Raw genomic sequence first — 16086 nt, 5'->3', positions numbered from 1 at the left:
TTATCCTTACACACCAGCCAGTTCTGCCCACCGGGCTTCGTCATAGGCGACGGTGCGGGTATTTCCAAAATCAACCACAGGACGCTTGATCACGGTTGGATTGGCCGCAAGGATTTCCGCCGCCGCTGGTCCGCCCTGCTCAAGCGTTGCCTTATCGGTGTCTGACAGATTGCGATAGCTTGGCCCGCGTTTATTGATCAGCACCTTGCCACCAACTTCATCCAACCAGCCCGCAATGGTTTTGACATCAATGCCATCGACACGGAAATCATGAAGTTTGTTTTCAACGCCCTTGGCGTCAAACCATTTCAGGGATTTGCGCACCGTGTCGCAATTCTTGATGCCGTAAATCGTAACCATGTTCATTCCTGTTTTGATGTCTGTGCGATGCAGCCATGCACGACACAAACGGTTTTGACCCTAAATCATTGAACCTATATAAAGACCACGCCTTGACGACGGCAACCCCATTGACCCTGATTTGATGACGAACGGCACAGATATGACTGTTAATCGACGTATTTCCGTCGCCCCGATGATGGATTGGACGGACCGGCATGATCGCTTTTTCTTGCGGCAGATCAGTCGGCATACGTTGCTTTATACCGAAATGGTCACAACAGGTGCGATCATTCATGGCGGTGTGGACCGGCATCTGCGTTTTAACGATGCGGAGCATCCGGTTGCCTTGCAACTTGGTGGCAGTGATCCCGATGATCTGGCGCGTGCGTGTGATATCGCTAATCAATATGCCTACGACGAGATCAACCTTAATTGCGGGTGCCCGTCGGATCGCGTGCAAAATGGGGCGTTTGGCGCATGTTTGATGGCGACACCGGATGTGGTTGCCGAGTGCGTTAAGTCGATGATTGCGGCCAGCGACGCGCCAGTCACAGTCAAAAATCGAATTGGCATTGATGATCAGGAAGATTATCCGTCGCTCAAACGGTTTACCGAAACGGTTGCCAATGCCGGGTGCAAGACGTTCATCGTCCATGCCCGCAAGGCGTGGCTTAAGGGCCTGTCGCCCAAGGAAAACCGCGAAGTGCCGCCACTTCGCTATGAGCTGGTCTATCAGCTTAAGCAGGAATTTCCCGAACTGGAAATCCTGATCAATGGTGGCATCAAGACGCTTGATGAGACCGAAGATCATCTTAAGCATGTCGATGGGGTAATGATCGGGCGCGAGGCCTATCAAAACCCGTATGTTTTATCGGATGTCGATCAGCGGTTTTATGGTGATGATACCCCGCCCTTGACCCGCCATCAGGTGGTCGAGGCGATGTTGCCCTATATCGAACAACACCTTGGCGAAGAAAACGGCACGATTGGCCATGTCACCCGTCATATGCTGGGCATTTTTCAACAGATGCGTGGTGCTAAACAATGGCGTCGGTATTTAAGCGAAAATGCACACCGCAAAGGGGCCGGGACAGAGGTTGTGCGCGAAGCACTCGCCCTTGTCCCTGAGCAGCAAGACGCGGTCCTGTCGGCATGACAGCCGATGCACCGTCTACTCGGGGTGGAAACGCAGATCCCGTTGCCGGTGACATAATCTGGCATGACGGAAATGTGCCGTTTTCACCGCATTTTGGCGATGTGTATTTCAGCCCCAAAGATGGTCTGGCAGAATCACGCTATGTCTTTCTTGAAAGCAACAACCTGCCAGCTGCATGGCAAACGCGCGATAATTTCACGATTGGGGAAACAGGGTTTGGCACCGGGCTCAATTTTCTGGCGGCCTGGCAGTGTTGGACACAAGACCCCAAGCGATCCAAACGCCTGCATTTCGTGACTGTCGAAAAATACCCGCTTTCGCGCGACGATATGATCCGTGCTCATCAAAGCTGGCCGGAGCTTTCGGATTTCTCACACCAACTTGTCGATATCTGGCCGAAAGAGACCATGTTACCCGGCGCCCATCGTTTCATCCTTGGCGATGACACAATCAGCCTGACGGTCCTGATCGGTGATGCGACTGACTGTTTTGGTGATTATGACGGTGCGATTGATTGCTGGTTCCTTGATGGCTTTACCCCGTCGCGCAATGCCGACATGTGGCAGCCAAAGCTGTTTGATGCTCTTGCATCGGCGTCAAATGATGACGGGGCGACACTGGCGACCTTTAGCTCCGCGCGCATTGCGCGTGACGGGCTTAAAGATGCAGGTTTCACGGTCAGCAAACGCCGGGGCTTTAATCACAAGCGTGACATGATCATCGCCACCCTGCCTGCCAAGACACCGTCGGAGGCCGGATTAAAGATTGCCGATGATCCATGGTTTGTCATACCCAAAGCACGTCCACCCAGGTCAGTGGCTGTCATTGGGGCCGGCATGGCGGGTGCGGCCTGTGCGCAAGCCCTGCGACAACGTGGGTGCGACGTCCATCTGTTTGAAAAGAATACCCATACGGCCAGTGCGGCATCGGGCAATGCGGTTGCGATGCTCGAACCCTATTTAACCGTCGATAACGCAATTATGGGGCGCTTTTACGAAGCCGGGTTCCGATTTAGCCATCACATGATCAAACGCCTTGCGAAGGCAGGGCTGGTTGATGCTGATTTCTGTGGTGTGCTCTCCATGGTAACGGATCCGCGCACGCAAGAACGTCAAAATGGCCTGATGGCCCGCCTGCCCGACAAGCCCGATTTGGTCAGAGCCCTTAACCGTGATGAGGCCAGCACAGCATTTGGTTTGCCCCTTCCTGCTGGCGGGTTGTTTTACCCGAATGCTGGCTGGGTTAATCCGCCGTCCTTTGTCAACGCCTTGTTGGATGGGATTGCCATCCATCTTTCCACAGAAATCGTCACAATTTCCGATGATACATCGGGCAAGGTTTTGACATCCGGTGATGGGGTGCAGCACGGCCCGTTTGATGCCGTGATCATCGCCGGTTCCACCGAAACCGGGCAACTTTCACAAACAGCGTGGCTTAGCGCGCATATGCAACCCGTTCGCGGCCAGATCAGTACATTTCCGCAAAGTCTTGTGCGTGGTGTACATGGTCGCGATGACATCCGCTGTGTGTTGAGCCATAAGGGATACATCACCCCGGCGCGCAAAGGTGTTCATGTCTTCGGGGCGACATTTGCACGTGACGACACACAAACCGATCTGCGCGAAAGCGACCATGCCGCTAACATTGCCCAACTGGCCGATGTGTTACCCGATGTGGCAAAAATGCTTTCGCCCGGCGATCTTGGCGGTCGTGCGGCACTTCGTACTGTCACAACCGATCATTTGCCCATTGTCGGCCCGGCCCCTGATTATGATGCCTTTCTGTCGGCCTATCCCGATCTGGACAAAGGTAAAAATTACGCGCGATATTTCAATGCGCCTTACCACAAGGACGTGTATATCTGTACCGGATTTGGGGCGCGCGGTTTGATTGCCGCCCCACTTGCCGCCGAAATTCTTGCCAGTGAGATTTGCGCCATGCCCCTGCCATTGGAAAAACAGCTGATGCATGCGATCCATCCAGCACGGTTCATCATTCGCGGATTGAAACGGCGGAAAATCACGGCATGAGTATGCGCGACAAATTTCCCCTGCAATCGTCCGAACGGATGCAAACAGCAACGATCCTTGCGCTGTTTTTCGTCGGGCTTTTCCTGATCCAAGGCGTTTTCCTGCCCTATTGGCCGGTGTGGTTGAAGGCGCAAGGATTGTCGGCCGGTGAAATTGGTATTTTGCTGTCGCTGCCAAACTGGGTGCGGGTGTTTGCCGATCCATTGATTGCCCAGCGCGCCGACCATACGGGCAATCGTAAAACACCCATGATGTGGCTGGCGGGTATTTATGTCCTGACCGTTCTGGCCTTTCCGGTTTCAAGCAACTTTTGGTGGCTTGCCGGGTTATCGGTGGTCATTGGCTTTACGTTATCACCGCTTTTACCACTTGGCACGACAATCACAGTCCATGAATGCAAAACCCGCGACCTTGATTACGGGCGCGTCCGGCTTTGGGGATCACTTGCGTTTATTTTTGCATCCTATGGTGCGGGTTGGGTTCTCGATGGAACCTCAACCACATGGATTGTCTGGATGCTGTTTATTGCTGGCATTGTCAATTTTGCCATCACAACCCGCATGCCTGATCCGCAAACAGACCGTTCTCTGAGGTCCGGATCATCGCTTGTTTATCTGCTGCGCAAGCCGGTTTTCCTGATCTATCTTGGCTGTATTGGCTTTGCCCAAGGGTCGCATGGAACTTATTACAGCTTTGCTTCTGTCCATTGGGAAACGGTTGGTTATTCCCATGAAATGATCGGCACATTCTGGTCCATCGGGGTGATTGCCGAAATCGCGCTGTTTGCAGTTGCGGGCAAGTTTGTGCGCGGCCGCCATCCGGGGATCCTTTTTGCCCTTGGTGCAGCAGCGGGTATCGTGCGCTGGATTGTGCTAGGCAGCAGTGATGCATTCTGGATGATTGTGCTTGTACAGCCGTTACACGCCATGACCTTTGGCATCACCCATCTGGCAGCTGTCAGCTTTATCGCACGCGCCATTCCGCAGCAATTGGCGACCTCGGCACAAAGCTTGATGGCGACCTTGTCGATGGGGGTATTTCTGGGCAGCAGCATCTGGGCATCCGGCCCGCTGTATGAACATTTCGGATCGCACGCCTATTACGCCATGGCCGGACTTTCAGGGATTGCGCTGGTATTTGCCTTCTGGCTTATGCAAAGTTGGCGCGGCGAGGACAAAACATTCTGTGACTGACAGAATTTCAACGACCGCAAACACAAACAAATCCGCCAAACGGGAGCCTTCATGACGTCAATGCCGTTATCACGCCGAATACGCCGCTGGAAATTCGGTCTGAAAACCCTGTTTGGCAGTTCACCTGCAGGATATTTCATCCCGTATCGCTACGCCGATGAAACCGCCAAGGCAGTTGGGCAACCGACATACCCGGCGATTGAACGCATGATGGATCATGCAGCACCAACCATGAAAGCATGGCTGACCAAGGCGGAAAAATACCAAAGCATATTTGATACGCTAAACGATGCCGTGCCGCCCGAACCACGTTGGCAGCAAAGCTGGTTCCCGCGTCTTGATGGCATGATGGCCTATGTCATGACCCGTGAATTTCGCCCCAAGCGGATTGTTGAAATCGGATCGGGTCACTCAACCCGGTTCTATCACCGTGCGATCCGTGATGGCGACCTTGAAACCGCGTTTCACGCGATTGATCCGGCACCGCGTGCCGATATCGCCGAACTGCCGATTACCGTTGAGAAAACCATCGTACAAAAGGCCGACCCGACAATTTTTGAGACAATCGAAGGGGCCGATATCCTGTCGATTGATTCAAGCCACATCCTGATGCCCGGCACCGATGTTGATTTGCTGTTCTCATCAGTCATCCCGACATTGCCCAGCGGCACGATCATTCATATCCACGACATCACCCTGCCCGATGATTATCCGTCAGAATGGCAGTGGCGCGGATATAACGAACAACAGGGTGTCGCGTCCCTTCTGGCCGGGAACGGCTTTGAAATCCTGTGGTCGAGTGCCTATGCAACGACAAGGCTGCAAGATCTTGTTGACGCGTCACCGGCAAAGAGCATCCATCTGCCAAAGGATGCGATTGAGACCAGCCTGTGGCTGCATAAGAAATAACGTACCCATAAGATCAAGCTTATACAGACACCAAAGGGCAGCTCAGAGAGCTGCCCTTTGGTGTAAATGAGCGCTGCTTAATCTCGCCTAATTCTTATAGGGATCGGCCGCATCGCGTAGGCCGTCGCCCAGGAAGTTAAACGCCAGAACAACGATCACCACCGGCACCACAGGCAACATCAGCCATGGATAGACTGCAACCGCGTTGATGTTTTGCGCATCATTGAGCAACACGCCCCAACTTGTCACGGGTGCCCGCAGGCCCAGCCCCAAGAAGCTAAGCGCAGTTTCACCAAGGATCATGTTGGGGATCGACAGGGTTACGGATGCAATCAAGTGGCTGGCAAAGTTTGGCAGAAGATGGCGTGCGACAATCCGTTTGGGCTTTGCGCCCATCAGACGGGCAGCAAGCGCATAGTCCTCTTCGCGCAGAGCGAGAAGCTTGGAACGCACAGCACGTGCAAGCCCGGTCCAGTCAATCAAGCCGAGAATGATCGTTATCCCGAAATAGATCAGGATCGGGCTCCAGGTGACCGGTAAGGCTGCTGATAACGCCATCCAAAGCGGGATTTCGGGCAAGGAACGGATCACCTCAATCACGCGCTGTGCGGTTGCATCCACCCAACCACCGTAATAGCCCGCCGCCCCGCCAATCACGATACCAAGGAAGAAACTGACGGTAATGCCGACAAGACCGATGGTCAGCGAGACCCGCGCACCATAAATGATGCGCGAAAACATATCGCGTCCAAGGCGGTCGGTGCCAAAGACAAATAAGGTGCCGTCTTGCGCCGGACACACGAAATGAAAATCGGTTTTAATCAGGCCCCAGAATTCGTAATCATCGCCAGAGCAAAAGAACCGAAGCCGATCAACCCGGTCCATGTTTGGGACGTAGTTCGGCTTAAGCGTTTCCATATCGACAGAGAAATCGGTGCCATATGTAAACGGGCCGACAAATTCCCCGTCATGGAACAAGTGAATGGATTGCGGCGGATGATGGATAAAGTTCGAATTACGCGTTTCCTGCGCATAGGGTGCGATGAATTCGACAATAAACACCGACGCATACATCACAGCCAAAATGATCAGTGAGACATAGGCCAACCGATGGCGTTTTAAGCGCCACCACGTCAAACGCCACTGCGATGCCAGATAGTATTTTTCCTGTTCCGGCGTCAGGGCATCGCGTTCGTAGGGATTAAAGGGTGCTTTATCGACAAAATGCGCGTTGCGCTTTTCTTCGTCACTGCTCATTTACCGACCCCTCCCTGCAATCGAATGCGTGGATCAAGCCAGGCCAGTAACACGTCGGAAACAAACATCCCCACAACCGTCAGAAGGGCTAGAAACATCAGGAACGAACCAGCAAGGTACATGTCCTGACTTTGCAAGGCAGTCAGCAACATCGGCCCGGTTGTCGGTAAGGACATGACAACCGATACAAGGACCGAACCCGAAACCACCTGCGGCAGGATATTACCAATATCGGCAATAAACGGGTTAAGCGCCATGCGCAGCGGATATTTAAACAGCACCTTAAGCGGTGACAGGCCCTTGGCATGGGCGGTGACCACATATTGCTTGCTCAACTCATCAAGCAAATTGGCGCGCAAGCGCCGGATCATGGATGCGGTTCCCGATGTCCCGATGACGAGCACCGGCGCCCATAAATGTTCGACAACGGACATGACCTTGGCAAACGACCAACCCTGATTGATGAATTCCGGATCCATCAGCCCGCCGATCGAGGTGCCAAACACCACATTGGCGTAATACAGCAATATCAAAGCAAACAGGAAGTTTGGCATCGCAAGGCCAAGGAAACCAAGCAGCGTAAAACCATAATCGCCCCAGCTATATTGCCGGGTGGCGGAATAAATGCCGATTGGGAAGCTGACGATATAGATGAACAAAATGGTGCTGAAATTCAGAACCAGCGACAACCACAATCGGTCGCCGACGACTTCGGTCACCGGCAGGTTATATTCGAATGAAAACCCAAGATCGCCGTGTAAAAGCCCCCAAGCCCAATCGAAATATTGTACGTAAAGCGGCTGATCAAGGCCGTATTGGTGCTTTAAGAATTCGATTTTTGCCGGATCAACCGCCTCGCCCTGTGACTGCAGCTCGTTGAGATACGTGCTCAGGAAATCCCCAGGAGGAAGCTGAATGATCACAAATACCAGAACACTGATCATAATCAGTGTCGGCACCATTACAAAAAGCCGTCTAGCCAGAAAGGTCAGCATCGGCGGTTACGCTCCCCCAAACGTTTTATTCCCAATCCCACATCAGGAACAAACCGTCGAATAATCAAATTGTTCGTCTTATCGATCCCACCAGAATGTATCTGGTCGATAAATGCCAAAGAAGGCACCCGGCTCCCAACTATGGATACCTTTTTCCGGCACATTGCGCATGTCTTTATCCACAACAACCGGTTGCGGTACATTCCCGATCAATCCAATGGAAAACATGTTTTCCGAATTGATATCAAGGATCGACTGCCAAGCCGCCATCCGTGCTGCATCATTGCCGGTTTGCCATTTGCGGTATTGCACCATCAATTCCTTTGCCGCAGGCATATCTGGTGCTTCGCCAGCTTCGCCGTCGGTTTGATAGTACTGCCCCCATTTCGGCCATTGCAGGGTGTCTTGCTGTACCGGGACAAATTCGGACGGTACGGAATTGGGTGTTGCCAAACCGTTGTCGATGCCATTGAAAATCGACATAATGGTTTCGCCAGTATAGGCCCGGTTGCGCAAAACTTCGCGCTGTAGCCCTTTGACAAACATCTTAATCCCGACCTGACGCCAACTGTCGCCAACCAGCTCAAGCATATCATCGTGTTCGGGGTTCTCGCCTGTTGTCTCAACAATGATTTCCATTGGCCGACCATCAGGCAAAAGCCGGATGCCATCACCATTGCGTTCATCAAGCCCCATCTCGTCAAGCAGGGCATTGGCCTTATCAACGTCGAACTGGATATAGTTTTCGCGATATTCCGGCTTATACAGCGGGCTTTTTGGCAGAACCGTATTGTTGGTTGGCTGTGCCAGACCAAAGAACATAACGCGGTTGATTTCGGTGCGATTGATAGCAAGCGACAATGCCCGACGGAATCGAACATCGCGTAATACACCACGCCACACCGGATCAGAGCAGGTCAGATTTGGATAAAGTGCGGCATAGGCACCGGCCCCGACATCCCACAGGCGGACGTTATAGTTTTGTTGTGGTTCGGCCTGTTTGAGGAAGGTGTAATCCTTTAGCGACAGAATGCGGCTTTGCAGGTCGACCTCTCCTGCCCCGACTTTTGCCGGGACCAATTTGGAGTTGGCGATGTTAAAGATCATCTTGTCGATATAGGGAAGCTGATTCCCGGCCGGATCAACCCGATGATAAAACGGGTTGCGCACAAAGACGAACCGATCAGATGGTTCTTCCGTGGTGATCAACCATGGCTCAAGCGACGGACGGTCGATATTTGAAAGCTTGTAGGGCCGGTCAATATCGGTGTGCAACACGGCCCAGCTGCGCAAGCCGCGTTCTTTGACCATAGCATCCAGTTCGGCCGCATCGCGGTAGTTTTCATGGAACTGTTTTAGGTAATGCGCCGGACGATAAATGAATGGTGGCCTTGTACCGGCAAGTTCGGTCAAAAAGAACGGATTGGGCTGTGACCAGCTATATCGCACCGTAAATTCGTCAAGAATTTCAAAGGTTGCGGGTTCATCGCCAACAAACAGGAACCGCGGCGGACCGACCGGAAACAGTTCATCGTTGTTAACAATGTCTTCCCAGTAGTAGCGGAAGTCTTCGGCGGTAAAGGGTTCGCCGTCAGACCATTTATGACCTTTGCGAAGATGAAGGGTAAAAACATTCCCTTCGTCATTCACATCAAGGCTTTCAAGAATGTCAGGCTTCAGATCAAGGTTTTCATCATAGCCGATCAGCCGTGCATAGCCATAAACAACCGCCATGCGGATGTCTTTTGACCGGCCCATGATGGTCACGAACTGGCCACCATACTTGCCAACAGTTTTATCCTCGGCGTCGAAATCGATCACTTTGGGATGTTCAGGCAACCGATCAAGCATCGGAGGCAACTCGCCACTGGCAACGGCATCCTCAAAATACGGCACCTCGGCCTGCGCTGATGTCGAAAGAACTGCCCCACCGGAGCAAAGCCCTCCGGCGAAGATAGCCCCCATGATGGCATGGCGGAAAACACAACCTTTGTCATTGGGCCACCGGGTCATATTGCTATCTCCGTAAAATCGGCACGCTCGGCGCGTACAAAATGGTCTTCGGCAAACTGCATCATTTTCGGGTCGCTATTACGGTTAATCGTAAAAGGTGCCGGCCAGCGCGCCGGATCAGACGCCTTGCCATCCATAATCTTGTTGAAATCAAGTGGATGGTCCAGATCAGCAAACGGAACAGCATTGAGCAACGCCTGCGTATAAGGATGCAGCGGGTTGCGAAACAGTTGTTCACGTGGTGCAGACTCAACAATACGACCAGCACACATCACCGCAATGCGGTCCGCGACATAATCTATGACCGCGAGGTTGTGCGAGATAAACAGATAAGTCAAATTAAGATCGCGCTGCAAATCTTTTAAAAGGTTAAGTATTTGCGCCTGAACTGACACATCAAGTGCCGATGTTGGCTCATCAAAAATCAACAGGTCTGGCTTAAGGCTAAGCGCACGGGCAATGCCGATACGCTGGCGTTGGCCACCGGAAAAACTATGTGGGTAGCGGCTGAGGAAGCGTGGATCCAGCCCGACAACTTCCATCAATTCGAGTACCATCTTACGGTGATAGGCGCTATTGCCGACCCCATGGATGATCATTGGCTCTGTGATGATATCCTGCACTGTCATGCGTGGATTAAGCGACCCAAACGGGTCCTGAAAAACAAACTGGATGCGTTTGCGATATGGATTTAGCTGATCTTCATCAAGACCCGTCAGTTCGGTCATCTGACCGCTTTCACCGCGAAACAGGATCGATCCATCATCCGGGTTCATCGCCCGCATAATCAGCTTGGACAGCGTTGTCTTGCCACAACCACTTTCGCCAACCAGACCAACGCATTCGCCGCGGTTCACCGTAAGCGATACGTCCGATACTGCCGGGATTGAATGATGTTCGGCCTTAAACCAGTTGCCCTTACGCTGGGTGAAGCTTTTGCTGAGATGACGGACGGCCAATACAGGTTCGCTCGCCATGCTTGGATGTAAGGCCAATGACGGTGGAACTTCGGTTTGTTCGCGTGGATCATCTTCGGATTCGTTAAGCGCTAAAAGACTACCGGTCTTTGGTTTGATTTCACGCAACGGCTTTAGCCGTTCGTCGGGCCCCATGTCAAAATGCGGTACAGCAGCGAGCAGCGATTGGGTATAGGCATGGCCGGGATTGATAAACACGTCATCGGTCCTGCCCGACTCAACAACCCGGCCATCATAGATAACCACCATGCGATCAGCCATATTGGCGACAACCCCAAGATCATGGGTAATCAACAGCACCGACATTTTAAGTTCGCTTTGCACTTCCCGGATCAAACGCAGTATTTGAGCCTGAATGGTGACATCAAGTGCAGTCGTCGGTTCGTCCGCAACCAGCAGGGCCGGTCGACACACCATGGCCATGGCAATCATGGCACGCTGACGCAGGCCACCAGACAATTCAAACGGATATGTCTTAAGCGCGCGTTTTGGGTCGGCAAACCCGACAAGCGTTAGCATTTCCTTGGCAAGTTCGCGGGCCTCGCTGTTGCCGACCTTTCGGTGAAGGCGGACGGCCTCGCAAATCTGATCGCCAATGGTATGAAGCGGGGACAGAGAGCTCATCGGCTCCTGAAAAATCATCGATATCCGGCCACCGCGGATTGACCGCATTTGCGCGCCAGAACGGTCAAGCATAGCAATATCGACGCGCGTTCCGGGCTTATCGGGGTCTGCAAATATAATCGAACCGTTGGTGATCTGTGCGGCCTTGGGCAACAGCCCCATGATGGCCTGTGAAATTGTGCTCTTGCCCGACCCTGATTCGCCTACCAAAGCGACTGTTTCCTGCGCACCAATCCGAAAAGTGACGTTTTCGACTGCATTGACCCGCATATGGGGCAAAACAAATTCAACCTTCAGGTCCTTGATACGCAGAATGTCAGTCATAATTTCTTAGGCACCACCATTTGACCTTTCTGATGCGACAGCCCGAACAAGCGTTTCAGCCTCATCCATGCGCATCAGATTGGTACGTGTAACGTCGTCCACAAGAAGTTGGTTATCTTTCGCCCAATCACGAGAAATATCAAGAAGTTCGTCGAAGCCGACCAAGGTGGATTCAGCAACAATCTTGGCATCTCCGGCTTGCAGTGTGAGTTCAAACCAACCTTTGTTGCCATCGCGCTTGGTACTGAAGTAACGCAAACGGAACTTCGAAAGTTCCGACCAGGCAAACGCCGTCCCGCCCCGCATGCTTGAAAGACGAATGCCATATTCGGAAATGTAAATTTTCGACTGGAACCGCAGCAAAGTCCGCACAAAGTAAAAAATGAACAGCAAGGACAGCCCGGCTGCGGTCCATTGAATGATGGCAAGCATTTCCGGGATCAGGGCAATCACCCCGCAAATCAGCAAACCAACAATTGATTTGGCCAAATCAGGCGCCATTGTTTTTGTCGGATAGGCCAGCATTTGCACATCACGATCATGTACCCCGGCTGGTTTTACCGGATCAACCGCTTCGTCGACGACTGGCGCGTCATCAAGCTCCGGATGTTTGTTCGGACTTATTGCCATGGAAATACTCCGGGAATTCTTAGCCAGCTGAGTGCTGAATGTTCCATCGAAAAAAGATTATCAAGAAAATGTGTTGTTGCCTCGTCATGGACCAGATGATGGGTCAGGATACCAGTCGGCTCTTTTGGGTCAGCTGCACCGGTACGACGGGCGGCAAGATGGGCGATCATAGACCCAAGCGCCACGTCTTCACCAACAAATCCACGACTGCCCCGCCAATCAATGACATCGACATGGGTATTTACCTGCAACAGCCCCTTGTACGGCTCGGCAGTTTGGCGCGCATTAAAGGTGCTTAAACCACAGAACCCGAGGGAATTTAGGGTTGCGACCACATCATCGGCGATCCGGTTCCACGGCGGAACAACCACCGGAAGAAACCGGTTCCCAAACCGTGATGACAGCACCGAAAACCCTTTGCGCAAATCGGCAACGACAGCACCAAGATCGCGCACGTCATCAAGTTCCTGTTTTTTGCGCCCATCGGGCATATGGTTCTGGTGGGCCCATCCATGCTGCAACACGCGGGTATCAAGAGTTTCTGCCAGCCGTTCGACCAGATTATTTTGCAAATTTGCCGGAATCACGGCCAAGGCAAGCGGCACCTTGTATTTCTGTTCAAATGCCAAAATGGTATCGAGTTGCGGGGTTACCGTTACAGCATCATCATCGCGCCACCATGCCGTGGCAATCCGTCCTTCGGACTGCCACAGATCAAGTTCTGCGCGCAAATGATCCCAACTGCTCATGCCGATCCCTTTATCAAAGCTGCGATAAGTGCCGCAGTTCTTTGCGCACCATCCAACGCAATACTGAGATTTTGCGGTTGATTGGCACGATCTATTTGTTTTGCTAATGATTGCGCAGTCAGGCCACTAAGATCAAGCAGGGAAATGACACCGGCACTTGATAAAATTTCGCCGCGCTCTTTTTGTTCACTTTCGCCACCTTCGGCAAACGGCACCATAACCGCAGGTGTCTTTGTCGAAAGAACATCCATCAACGTATTATACCCGGCTTGCGAAACGGACACAGCAGCCTTGGCCATGCGGGCGCGAAAGTCTGGCAGGAAGCGATGCAAAATCATACCCGACGGCAATGTTTGCGATACTGCGTCAAAGCGTTCTTGCGCGAAATGTGGCCCGGCAACGATGTCCCACTGTGCATTTCGAAACCGATCTGAATGCTCCCGCGCAGCAATGGCAATTTCAATCAGTTCCGCACCAACCGCACCACCGCCCGCCGATACCAGAACCCCACTTCGTGTATCATCCTGTCCGGTCAAATATTCCGATGCGTTGGTTGGCGCGACATAGCCGGTATAGGTAATCAGGTCGGCTATATCATTGGCGTATGGAAAACTATGGTCAAAGCCAAACAGATCGGGATCGCCGTGCACCAGAACCTTGTCGAAATACTGACGGGCGATATCACGCATCCACTTGGTCTTTCCCGGGTCTTTCTTACGCACCAAAAGGTCGCGCACCGAACAGACAATGGGCACACCGGCCTTCTTTGCTACGTCCATCAAGGGGATCAATTCGAACCGAAATGCTCGCCGTCCAAACGGGAACATTTCAATCAGCAGCAGTTTTGGCGACGCCTTTTTGAATGCTGCCAGTAAGTCCTGTGTCCGGCAGATTTTCCAATCCTCATCGACCGGACAATCATTGGCATCAACAAGCCCCGAGAAATTGCTGTCGGCTGTACGGCATGCGGGTAATTGCACAATTTCGTCTGCGGCAAAATCAAGTGCCGGGTCCGGGATGCCTCCACTGGCGACAGTCACCGTTAGTCCATGCCCGCGCATAGCCTGATTGATCACGGCCATGCGCCTGACATGTCCAATACCAAGCAAATGCTGCACATAGACCATGACGTCGGTCATACAGCGCCCCCACCGGCGGGAATTAAGGCGATGTTGAGTTTCACAACCTCAAAGCCGCCTTGCTCAGACCAGTCAAAAACATGCAGGCATTCCCAATTTAGTTTATCGGGGATTTTTCCCATCATGTCCCATCCACGTGCCGCAGCATAAACAGAACGAATAACGCCTTTGTGGGTGATGGCGCCAAATTTTACGGCGCCATGCGTACTTATCTGTCTGGCAAGGAAACCCTGGACACGCACAAGCACATCTTGCGGGCTTTCGCCGCCATCTGGGCGAAACGCCCAGCCACGATCTTCATTCTGTGCCATGGCAGCCCCAAGCACCTTACGAATATCTGGCAATCGTTGGCCTTCCCAATCGCCCCAATCCATCTCAATCAGATCGGGTTGCGGTGTGACCGGTGAAATCGCCAAGGCATCGGCTGTTTCACGTGTGCGTGACAGTGGCGTGCAAAACCACGGAACGGCTTGCCAATCGTTTGGCAAACGTCGGGTCTGGTATTTGGCGATGGTATCAGCCCGCAATGAAATGTCAGAACGGCCCTGAATACGTTTTTCCGCGTTCCAGTCGGTCACTCCGTGGCGTAAAAGGGCAAAGCGTATTTTGTTCATGCGCCCCCCACCGTTGCATTCGCAACGATATTGCGAATCTCAGAACCCAATACATCTGATGCTGCGCCGATTGTGTGATCCTGCTTGGCTTTTGCGGCCGCATTGCGCCCGAAAGAACGCAGTGTATCAATCTGATCTGTCAGACATCTTGTTAGCTGCGCACCAAAAGCATCTTCATCCCCAACCGGGACAAGCCAACCTGTTTTCTGATCCGACACCACACCAGGCACACCCCCCGTGTTTCCCGCCAACACAGGCAACCCCGACGCCTGAGCCTCAAGTAAGGCCATACCGTATGCTTCGTTAATCGCAGGCCAAACAAACAGATCTGCAGACGCAAGGTGTTTGCGTGTTTGATCTGGACTACACAGCCCGGCGAAACAAAGGTTCTGTGTCGTGATCCCCTGCGCGGTAAACAAACCTTCGACTGATGTCCGCTCCGGACCATCACCAATGACTGTCAAATGCCAGTTTTCAACATTTTCACGTTTAAGGCGGCCCAGCACGCTTGCCAAGACCTCAAAGGATTTCATCTTGTCGCCATCGCGCATCATTGCCGTTGTGACAAGTTTTACGCAAGCAGGATCGATATCGGCCCGTTCGGCCACCTGCCAGTTTTCAATCTGGGTAAAGGGTGCAAGATAATGCAATTTTCTGGCATCACAAATTGGTCTTAGACATTCCATATCCGCACGATTAAGCGAAAAGACCGCATCTGCGTGACGCAGAGCCAGTTCGACCGCCTGATGACTTTGTTGCCACGGGCCATCTGCGCGTTTGGGGGCAAAGGATGCCTCGGCCACGACATAGGGAATGCCCAGCGCATTGGCGACAATCGGACCGATCCAGTCCGGTGCCTTGTAATACAGATGATAGGTAAACCAAATGTCGGGCTTTGGGCGAAAGCCGGTTTGATATTGGCGCAAAAGTCGTGCAGCCAGCTTCGTCCCCAACTCGGCCAGACGCGCCTGTTTTAGGATATTGCCATCTGAAACCCGGCTGCGCAGACGCGCTGCAATATCGACCTGCATGTCAGCCCCTTCAAGGGCGGCAACCAACATCCGCGCCATCAACCTGTCGCCCGATGGCACTGGATGGTCAGCAGGCTTTAGCGGAGCATAGAAGGCAACCTTT

The 16086-nt window shown here is 52.7% G+C and carries 14 protein-coding genes; 4 read left to right on the top strand and 10 right to left on the bottom strand.

Features of this window, described 5'->3' with window-relative positions; all coding sequences use genetic code 11:
• Positions 1 to 6: 6 nt before the first annotated feature.
• Positions 7 to 360, bottom strand: coding sequence for an ArsC/Spx/MgsR family protein (locus COO92_RS04275; RefSeq protein WP_101300905.1), 354 nt, complete (start codon positions 358 to 360; stop codon positions 7 to 9).
• Positions 361 to 502: 142 nt separating this feature from the next.
• Between COO92_RS04275 and dusA the strand changes: the two genes are divergently transcribed.
• The 4 genes from dusA to COO92_RS04255 are packed head-to-tail and all read left to right on the top strand — an operon-like array spanning position 503 to position 5630.
• Entirely contained in the window at positions 503 to 1498 is a 996-nt protein-coding gene (dusA, locus tag COO92_RS04270; RefSeq protein ID WP_101300903.1) for a tRNA dihydrouridine(20/20a) synthase DusA, read from the top strand.
• Positions 1495 to 3528 carry a bifunctional tRNA (5-methylaminomethyl-2-thiouridine)(34)-methyltransferase MnmC2/FAD-dependent 5-carboxymethylaminomethyl-2-thiouridine(34) oxidoreductase MnmC1 gene (mnmC, locus tag COO92_RS04265; protein ID WP_101300215.1) on the top strand — a complete coding sequence of 678 codons (2034 nt, stop codon included), beginning with the start codon at positions 1495 to 1497 and terminating at the stop codon, positions 3526 to 3528. Before dusA ends, mnmC begins: the two co-directional genes overlap by 4 nt.
• Entirely contained in the window at positions 3525 to 4721 is a 1197-nt protein-coding gene (locus COO92_RS04260) for an MFS transporter (protein WP_101300213.1), read from the top strand. Before mnmC ends, COO92_RS04260 begins: the two co-directional genes overlap by 4 nt.
• Positions 4722 to 4772: 51 nt before the next feature.
• Positions 4773 to 5630: a class I SAM-dependent methyltransferase gene (locus tag COO92_RS04255; RefSeq protein WP_101300212.1), complete on the top strand. Its 858-nt coding sequence runs from the start codon at positions 4773 to 4775 to the stop codon at positions 5628 to 5630.
• An 87-nt stretch (positions 5631 to 5717) separates the two neighbouring features.
• Here COO92_RS04255 and COO92_RS04250 read toward each other — a convergent pair whose 3' ends face one another.
• The 9 genes from COO92_RS04250 to COO92_RS04210 all read right to left on the bottom strand — a co-directional run bounded on the left by COO92_RS04250 (position 5718) and on the right by COO92_RS04210 (position 16022).
• Positions 5718 to 6887 carry an ABC transporter permease gene (locus COO92_RS04250; protein WP_022730642.1) on the bottom strand — a complete coding sequence of 390 codons (1170 nt, stop codon included), beginning with the start codon at positions 6885 to 6887 and terminating at the stop codon, positions 5718 to 5720.
• Positions 6884 to 7882, bottom strand: a complete 999-nt coding sequence (locus tag COO92_RS04245; RefSeq protein WP_101300210.1) for an ABC transporter permease — start codon at positions 7880 to 7882, stop codon at positions 6884 to 6886. The genes COO92_RS04250 and COO92_RS04245 overlap by 4 nt, the downstream gene beginning before the upstream one ends.
• A gap of 78 nt (positions 7883 to 7960) precedes the next feature.
• Complete coding sequence (locus tag COO92_RS04240; RefSeq protein WP_206186356.1) at positions 7961 to 9895, bottom strand: ABC transporter substrate-binding protein; 1935 nt, start codon at positions 9893 to 9895, stop codon at positions 7961 to 7963.
• Positions 9892 to 11820: an ABC transporter ATP-binding protein gene (locus COO92_RS04235; protein ID WP_101300208.1), complete on the bottom strand. Its 1929-nt coding sequence runs from the start codon at positions 11818 to 11820 to the stop codon at positions 9892 to 9894. The genes COO92_RS04240 and COO92_RS04235 overlap by 4 nt, the downstream gene beginning before the upstream one ends.
• Before the next feature lie 6 nt (positions 11821 to 11826).
• On the bottom strand, positions 11827 to 12450 hold the full coding sequence (locus COO92_RS04230; protein ID WP_101300206.1) for a hypothetical protein: 624 nt from the start codon (positions 12448 to 12450) through the stop codon (positions 11827 to 11829).
• Positions 12441 to 13199, bottom strand: coding sequence for a polysaccharide deacetylase family protein (locus tag COO92_RS04225; protein WP_101300204.1), 759 nt, complete (start codon positions 13197 to 13199; stop codon positions 12441 to 12443). Before COO92_RS04225 ends, COO92_RS04230 begins: the two co-directional genes overlap by 10 nt.
• Entirely contained in the window at positions 13196 to 14338 is a 1143-nt protein-coding gene (locus tag COO92_RS04220) for a glycosyltransferase family protein (protein ID WP_101300202.1), read from the bottom strand. The genes COO92_RS04225 and COO92_RS04220 overlap by 4 nt, the downstream gene beginning before the upstream one ends.
• Complete coding sequence (locus tag COO92_RS04215) at positions 14335 to 14952, bottom strand: histidine phosphatase family protein (protein ID WP_101300200.1); 618 nt, start codon at positions 14950 to 14952, stop codon at positions 14335 to 14337. The genes COO92_RS04220 and COO92_RS04215 overlap by 4 nt, the downstream gene beginning before the upstream one ends.
• The gene (locus COO92_RS04210) at positions 14949 to 16022 is read right to left on the bottom strand and encodes a glycosyltransferase family 4 protein (RefSeq protein WP_101300198.1); all 1074 of its coding nucleotides are present in this window, start codon (positions 16020 to 16022) and stop codon (positions 14949 to 14951) included. Before COO92_RS04210 ends, COO92_RS04215 begins: the two co-directional genes overlap by 4 nt.
• Positions 16023 to 16086: the final 64 nt, after the last annotated feature.

The sequence above is a fragment of the Thalassospira lohafexi genome (genome assembly GCF_002844275.1).
GTDB classification, from domain to species: Bacteria; Pseudomonadota; Alphaproteobacteria; order Rhodospirillales; family Thalassospiraceae; genus Thalassospira; species Thalassospira lohafexi.
This window is presented reverse-complemented; position numbering and strand designations above follow the sequence as displayed.

Excerpts from the sequence above, each read along its gene's own strand:
- COO92_RS04275 (WP_101300905.1), bottom strand. The coding sequence starts at position 360 with ATGGTTACGATTTACGGCATCAAGAATTGCGACACGGTGCGCAAATCC.
- dusA (WP_101300903.1), top strand. The coding sequence starts at position 503 with ATGACTGTTAATCGACGTATTTCCGTCGCCCCGATGATGGATTGGACG.
- mnmC (WP_101300215.1), top strand. The coding sequence starts at position 1,495 with ATGACAGCCGATGCACCGTCTACTCGGGGTGGAAACGCAGATCCCGTT.
- COO92_RS04260 (WP_101300213.1), top strand. The coding sequence starts at position 3,525 with ATGAGTATGCGCGACAAATTTCCCCTGCAATCGTCCGAACGGATGCAA.
- COO92_RS04255 (WP_101300212.1), top strand. The coding sequence starts at position 4,773 with ATGACGTCAATGCCGTTATCACGCCGAATACGCCGCTGGAAATTCGGT.
- COO92_RS04250 (WP_022730642.1), bottom strand. The coding sequence starts at position 6,887 with ATGAGCAGTGACGAAGAAAAGCGCAACGCGCATTTTGTCGATAAAGCA.
- COO92_RS04245 (WP_101300210.1), bottom strand. The coding sequence starts at position 7,882 with ATGCTGACCTTTCTGGCTAGACGGCTTTTTGTAATGGTGCCGACACTG.
- COO92_RS04240 (WP_206186356.1), bottom strand. The coding sequence starts at position 9,895 with ATGACCCGGTGGCCCAATGACAAAGGTTGTGTTTTCCGCCATGCCATC.
- COO92_RS04235 (WP_101300208.1), bottom strand. The coding sequence starts at position 11,820 with ATGACTGACATTCTGCGTATCAAGGACCTGAAGGTTGAATTTGTTTTG.
- COO92_RS04230 (WP_101300206.1), bottom strand. The coding sequence starts at position 12,450 with ATGGCAATAAGTCCGAACAAACATCCGGAGCTTGATGACGCGCCAGTC.
- COO92_RS04225 (WP_101300204.1), bottom strand. The coding sequence starts at position 13,199 with ATGAGCAGTTGGGATCATTTGCGCGCAGAACTTGATCTGTGGCAGTCC.
- COO92_RS04220 (WP_101300202.1), bottom strand. The coding sequence starts at position 14,338 with ATGACCGACGTCATGGTCTATGTGCAGCATTTGCTTGGTATTGGACAT.
- COO92_RS04215 (WP_101300200.1), bottom strand. The coding sequence starts at position 14,952 with ATGAACAAAATACGCTTTGCCCTTTTACGCCACGGAGTGACCGACTGG.
- COO92_RS04210 (WP_101300198.1), bottom strand. The coding sequence starts at position 16,022 with ATGGCGCGGATGTTGGTTGCCGCCCTTGAAGGGGCTGACATGCAGGTC.